The following is a 6,247-nucleotide window of genomic DNA, read 5'->3' as shown; positions in this document are numbered from 1 at the left end:
TATGTTTATGTACAAAGGCCAGGCGTAGTGTAACTAAATCAAGGAAAATGGCGGAAGAAAATCGAAAAGATTAGCAGAGAGGGGTATAAAAACCCTTGTTTATTAATAAGAATCATTTTTTCTAATAATTCTTCCCTTCATCCTTTATTTATCGAGGTGCCCTCTAGTAACCCCTCTAGGGGCTCAAAGGTAACGTAGGTCGGAATTTGAAGGACCTGCTCGTAAAAGTACCATTTCCCGTGGGGAGGAGAGGGCCGGAAGGAGTATTCGGAGCCATCGGTATCTGACAAAAACTCCATCACTACCAGCGGGACCTCTCCCTCGACATGAGGTGTATAGCTACGGCGGTCTAATTTATTTTCATTGACCCCAGCGACATAGAGCCAGTCAGGAGCTTTGACAACGACTTGCTGATTGACCTTGGCGCACAAACCAAAATTGGTGGCAACCAGCGTCAAGGGGGTCAGATAACCTGCGAGTTCGAGAGCTTCGGTGAGCGCGGCGGCGAGGAATGGTTGGGTGATACTGTCCACAGGATCGTCCGGGAGGGGGAGGTCGGGGGGTAGGATTTCCCAGGTAATCACATTCCCACCGGGCTTAATCGGGGTCTGGGTCATAAGGTTACCGCGCCGGGACTCTCTTATTTTGCCTTGGGAGTCTGAGCAGATACGAACATCAGCGAACCCCATTCAAACTTCAACACCAGCACTCAAAAAAAAGCCCCCTAGGTAGGGGGCGAACCGATGAATCTACTGAACAAACAAACTAGAAGGTGAGTTCAATACCGCCCCGGAAGGTCGTAGGAGGGCTAATAATCCCAGCGTTCCCAGCACTGTTGCTCAAGCGCAAGCTACTCGCCAAGATGCTGCGGTCATCAAAGGTGTTGAAGACCCCGCCCGTGAACGACAAGTTATCGCTAACCGGCACCCGGACTGTAGCATCCCACTGACCGTAACCGGGGGTCACAAAAGGCCCAAAGGTCGTACGCGTACCAACAAACCGACCCGACAGGCCCGCAATGAAATTAGGCGAAGTGTAGGTCAGAAGGATACCCGTCTGACTGTAGGGAATGTCAGCAGTCTGGTAGTCATAGTAGTACCCAGCATTGGTAGCGAAAGGGAATTGAGCGAGGTCAGTCCCTAACGTTCCTACCGGGCGCGAATCCACAAAAGACTGGGATAGCGAGAGGTTCCAGGACTGGGCAAACTCCCAGTTAAAGGTGAACTCAAAGCCGGTACTGAGGAAAGACTGGGCGTTACGGGACTGAAAGGTTTGTGCCAAGCAACTGTTAGCCGTAGTAGGGATAGGTTCCGTCGCACAGTTAGTAACTCCCCTAGGATCACCACCAATCGTCGGTAAGTTTCCGATAAAGGGACTACCATCACCAAAGTAGCCCACGATGTCGGTACGGAAGTAGGTCGCCCGTAGCACGGCTGTAGGACTAAACGCAATATCCAAGCCAATGTCAAAACCTTGGCCTAGCTCTGGTTGCAGTGATGGGTTAGCCAGGAACTGCTGGAAGGTCGGACCGGTAGTTGGGTTGATGACCCCACTATTGTAGAGGTCAGAGATCGAGGGCTGCTTGAAGCTTGTTGAGTAATTGAAGCGTAGACCAAAGGGGGCCGTGCTGGGGTCATCACTGCCGAAGTTGTAGCGGAAGCCTGCCCCGTAGTTAATAAAGTTTCCAAAGGCAACCGCATTGGTAAAACGCACCCCAGCGTTGAGGATAAGGGCTTTGTTGAACAGTTGCCAGTCATCGGTGAAGTAGATGGCGTTGGTGGTCGCCTCCCGGTCTAGCGAGGGCGGTACGTTCTGGGGAGTATAGCCAGCCACCGATGCCTGAGTCGAGCGCAGGGTGCGGAATTGATAACCCAGGTTGATGGTATTTCCTGGGAAGATTTCCGAGATGTATTCTAACGAGCCATCAATGTTGCGGTTGGTGATGAGTCGCTGTGAACCGGGGTTAGCAAAGAAAAGATGGGTGCTGTTAACAGCAAATTGACCCCTGATACTGCTCAGTTCACTCAGGCTCCAATCCCAGATCACGTTGCCACGAGTATTGGAGCTCCGGTTATCTCCCTGACCACGGACATCTCCCTCTAGGGTCCGTGCACTGGTGGCGGCAGGGCTGTAGCAATAGGTGACGAAGGGTACTCCGTAGTACGTCTGATAGTAGCTCGGCACAGCAGCGTTACCGTAGGCGATACAGCCAGTACGGTTGCCTGCTGAACCTGTGGTCCGGTTCTGTTGCGCTACCGAAATGGTGACGGTATGTTCTTTCCCGGGCTTGAAGACAGCTTTACCATAGTAGAAGTCGCTGAAGACATAGCCGCCCTTGAGTCGGGTATTGACCGTAAAGTTCTGGTCAATAAGGCTGACACCGGGCGCAGGGAACACAGGTGCGGAACCGGGCAGGTAAGGACCTACACCGTTGATGAAGGTCGGCCCTACCGTACCAAAGTTGTAAGTATATCGGTAGTCATTGATGGCACTGAGTGATTGATAGCCCAACTCGAAGCCCAAATACCCAGCATCCGTCGAGGGAACGCCATTGCTGCCTGAGTAGTTCAAGTCGTACTGGGCAAAGCCAAAGCTACCAAACTGACCGTTGATGGTGACTTTGGGCGGACCCTCTGGGATGGTCGTAATGACGTTAATGACCCCAGCAATAGCGTCCGCGCCATAGCGCAGGGTACCGCCCCCGAAGGTAACTTCAATCCGTTCAACGTTCGCTACGGGTAGGGTACCAACTGTATCTGCCCGGTTGTTAGAGGCGCGGCCTTGGCTGGAACCATCTACCAGGAAGAGAAAGCGTTGACTGTTTAAGCCCCGCAGGAAGTTACTGGTGTCGGAGGTGACACCGCCCAGGGTATCGGCAAAGGTGAAGCCAGGAATCAGCTTGAGGGCATCCGTAACTGTCCGCGCCCCGAAAGCACGAATCTGTTCACGATTCACTGAATAGGTAGTGACGGTATTTTCCCGTTCCGTGGTCCGACGGCGTTGGGCAGTGATGTTGTAATCACCCAATAAGTCTACGGGCTCATCTTCATCAGCAGAGGACGTGCTGGTGGTACCAGGTGGGGTAAGGGTCTGAGCAGTGAGCAAAGGGGGCTGTTCAGTAGTAGTCCCTGGACTAGCGTTGACGGATAGGACCGTCCCCACCAATTCCTTAGCATTAGTTGCCGTGTCCATCGTGTTGACTTGGGCAATCGCCGGGGTCTCTTCAGCGCGGACACCCTGACCCAGACTCGCCACCAAAGCTAAACAAACTAACTGAGCACCCAGTCCAAACAAGCTGAGACCCTTGAGGGTCCGCTTACGCGCAAATTGACTCATCTCCACACACCAGAAAACAGTTCATATATATTAGGGCAAGCCCTACCCCTGTCAACGGTCCGTCCTGAACTTTTGTGTAAATTTCTTAGCTTTTTTGAGAACTTTTTAGGAACTGCTTTCGTCTAAACGCCGCTTACCCCTGAAATCCCTAGTTATCCATACTACATTTCTCTAAAAGTACTACGGCATAGGCACAAATCGCCTCACCTTGCCCAATCGGACCCAGGCCCTCTTGCGTTGTCGCCTTGATCCCAATCTGGTCTGGGGCGATACCAAGGACTTGACCTAGCTTTAGCTGCATGGCTGGGAGATGAGGCTTCATGCGCGGGGCCTCCGCGACAATCACCGAGTCTAGGTTACTGACTTGGTAGCCACGCTCCATCAAGAGTTTGTTCACCTGAGCCAAGAGGACGAGACTATCGGCCCCCCGCCAAGCCGGGTCCGTGGGCGGGAAATAATGCCCGATATCCCCCAAGGCCAAGGCTCCCAAAAGTGCATCCATAATCGCATGGGTCAAGACATCGGCATCAGAGTGGCCCAATAGCCCACGCTCGTAGGGTATCGTTACCCCGCCGATAATCAGGGTGCGACCGGGGACCAGACGGTGAATATCGTAGCCATTGCCAATCCGCATGACCGGCATTGTACCTAAATTTGGAGGGTAGATGTGGGCTACCATCGTCCTAGGCAGGCGCAGTCAGGTAGGTCTAAAGTCCATGGATGTCGGCAGTTTAGTGGAATTTCGGCTACACGGCGACCGGCAACTCGGGGTGGTCATCGGACCCGAGGGCAAAGGCAAATGGAATCTACAAGTCCCCACGGGTCATGTCCATACGGTCCATCCCCGTCAGGTGAGTTTCGTCGTACCGGGTGGGACCTTCCCGGTGGGCAAAATCCTGCCCTTCGATAGTCAAGTGGCACGGCTCGTCACCGAGGGCGACTTGGAATTAGCCTGGGAATTGCTCCAGGAGTCCGACGACCTAATTACCCCCCAGATCCTCGCGGGACTACTTTTTAATGAACAGTCGGCTGAGACCTGTTATGCCGCCCATGTGCTGTTGAGCAATGACCGTCTCTATTTCAAGCAGCGGGCCGAGGGCTACGAACCGCGTCCCCTGAGTCAAGTCGAGGAGATCCGGCACCAATTAGAAATGGCAGAGCGCAAACAACGCCAGCAACAACAGTTCATGGAGCGCATCCAGTCCCACATCCTGGGTCAACCCCAGCCCTGGCAAGAAGGGGACCGCCACCGCCTTGAACTCATCGAACGCTTCGCCCTGTGGCAAGACGAGAGCAAAGACAAAAGCCAAGCCCAAGACTTACTCAGGACCCTGGGCTACAAAGAAGATGCCGCCGCCGCCCAACAACTCCTTGTATCCCTGGGTTGGTGGGGACCCTACGAGAACCTATTCCTGCGTCGCTCGGGAGTCCCGGTCCAGTTCACACCCACTTTATTGGCGCAGGCCCAACAACTCATCACGGACCCCCCAGCGGATACCGTACCCCGGACTCGCTTACATCGGCTAGCGGCCTATACCATTGATGACCCGACGACCCAGGAGATTGACGACGCGCTGAGTCTAGAGAAACTCCCAGATGGGACGGAACGGCTCTGGGTCCACATCGCTGACCCGACGCGCTGGGTGCAGGTGGGCAGTCCTTTAGAAGAAGAAGCGAGACGACGGGCCACCAGCATTTACCTACCGGAAATTACGATCCCGATGTTCCCCTCCTTGCTGGCGACTGGACCGTTGAGCTTGTTGGCGGGCCGAGATAACTGTGCCTTGAGCTTTGCGGTCCAGTTGGGTCCTGAGGGCGAAATCGTGACGACGGAGATTGTCACGACGACTTTGGATACGGTCTATCGGCTGGACTATCAAGAGGTGGACCAGTTACTAGAGACCGGGGTGGAGCCAGTGCTCGCCCGACTCTGGACCTTGGCCCAGCTGCGCCGTCGCTACCGTTTGGGGCTGGGGGGGGTCCAGATTGATATGCCCGAGGCGGTGGTCAAGGCCAAGGACCAGGGGGAGGACCTATCCCTCGAAGTCTTAACCGATAGTCCAGCGCGCGCGCTTGTCTCCGAGATGATGATCCTGGTGGGCGAAGTGGCAGCCCGCTACGCCCAGGCGCATGACCTATCCCTGCCTCACCGCGTCCAGCCTACGCCCACGCTGCCCGCTCCCGAAGAACTCGAACGTCTGCCCTGGGGTCCCGTGCGGGACTACGCCATCTGTCGTTGTATGCAGCGTGGCGAACTGCGGGTAGAGCCCGGTCGTCACGGTGGACTAGGACTAGAGGGTTACGCTCAAGCCACCTCTCCGATCCGCCGTTACAGCGATCTTTTAGTTCATTACCAACTCAAGGCCCATCTGCACGGACAGCCGATTCCCTATACTGCCCAGGCCCTGCGGGAACTGTTGATGACCCTAGAGGCCGCCATCAGTGACTCGGTATTCCTCGAACGCCAGAGTGTCCGCTACTGGGTCCTCGAATACCTGCGCCGTCACCGCGACCAACCCCAGCCCGCGCTGGTCCTAGATTGGACCGGGGGCGATCCTCAACGTCCTTTAGTCCTCCTAGAGAACTCAGCATTACGTTTGCCGGTGCGTCTGGACCGTCCTGTGGAACGAGGGGATATGCTAGACCTCGCGATTACCCAAATTGACCCCAGCCGCGATTACCTCATCCTTAAGGAAGTCCGCTAAATTCCTATCCCAAGTCCCCAGAGCGACGGTATCATGAGCTTCTGATGCTTGTTTAAGTTCCTTTGGGCATTAGTTTAATACCACCCGCCGTGTTGAAACTTCCCACAGCTAAAGCCGGGGGATAGCTGGGCGGTACCGCCCAGCTCTTGGTTCCACGAGTCAGCTTGCAACATCGGATTGCGCCTCTGTCGTAGGGGCTATGCTCT

Annotated in this window: 4 protein-coding genes; 1 reads left to right on the top strand and 3 read right to left on the bottom strand. The window is 55.0% G+C overall.

Features of this window, described 5'->3' with window-relative positions; genetic code table 11:
- Window positions 1-137: 137 nt before the first annotated feature.
- From HFM78_RS15640 to ispF, 3 genes are all read right to left on the bottom strand, one after another.
- Window positions 138-617: a Uma2 family endonuclease gene (locus HFM78_RS15640; protein ID WP_287130390.1), complete on the bottom strand. Its 480-nt coding sequence runs from the start codon at window positions 615-617 to the stop codon at window positions 138-140.
- A gap of 148 nt (window positions 618-765) precedes the next feature.
- The gene (locus HFM78_RS15635; RefSeq protein ID WP_287130389.1) at window positions 766-3,336 is read right to left on the bottom strand and encodes a TonB-dependent siderophore receptor; all 2,571 of its coding nucleotides are present in this window, start codon (window positions 3,334-3,336) and stop codon (window positions 766-768) included.
- Window positions 3,337-3,484: 148 nt separating this feature from the next.
- Entirely contained in the window at window positions 3,485-3,979 is a 495-nt protein-coding gene (ispF, locus tag HFM78_RS15630) for a 2-C-methyl-D-erythritol 2,4-cyclodiphosphate synthase (protein WP_396032736.1), read from the bottom strand.
- A gap of 22 nt (window positions 3,980-4,001) precedes the next feature.
- On the opposite strand from ispF, the gene HFM78_RS15625 reads away from it, so the two are divergent.
- Window positions 4,002-6,041, top strand: a complete 2,040-nt coding sequence (locus tag HFM78_RS15625) for a ribonuclease catalytic domain-containing protein (protein WP_287130387.1) — start codon at window positions 4,002-4,004, stop codon at window positions 6,039-6,041.
- The last annotated feature ends 206 nt before the right edge of the window (window positions 6,042-6,247 follow it).

The sequence above is a fragment of the Candidatus Cyanaurora vandensis genome, assembly GCF_013285555.1.
In the GTDB taxonomy this organism is placed as follows: domain Bacteria; phylum Cyanobacteriota; class Cyanobacteriia; order Gloeobacterales; family Anthocerotibacteraceae; genus Cyanaurora; species Cyanaurora vandensis.
Note: the sequence above shows the minus strand (reverse complement) of the source record. Positions and strands in the feature narration are given on the sequence as shown.

Coding starts and splice junctions, on each gene's coding strand:
- HFM78_RS15640 (WP_287130390.1), bottom strand. CDS start 617: ATGACCCAGACCCCGATTAAGCCCGGTGGGAATGTGATTACCTGGGAA.
- HFM78_RS15635 (WP_287130389.1), bottom strand. CDS start 3,336: ATGAGTCAATTTGCGCGTAAGCGGACCCTCAAGGGTCTCAGCTTGTTT.
- ispF (WP_396032736.1), bottom strand. CDS start 3,979: ATGCCGGTCATGCGGATTGGCAATGGCTACGATATTCACCGTCTGGTC.
- HFM78_RS15625 (WP_287130387.1), top strand. CDS start 4,002: ATGTGGGCTACCATCGTCCTAGGCAGGCGCAGTCAGGTAGGTCTAAAG.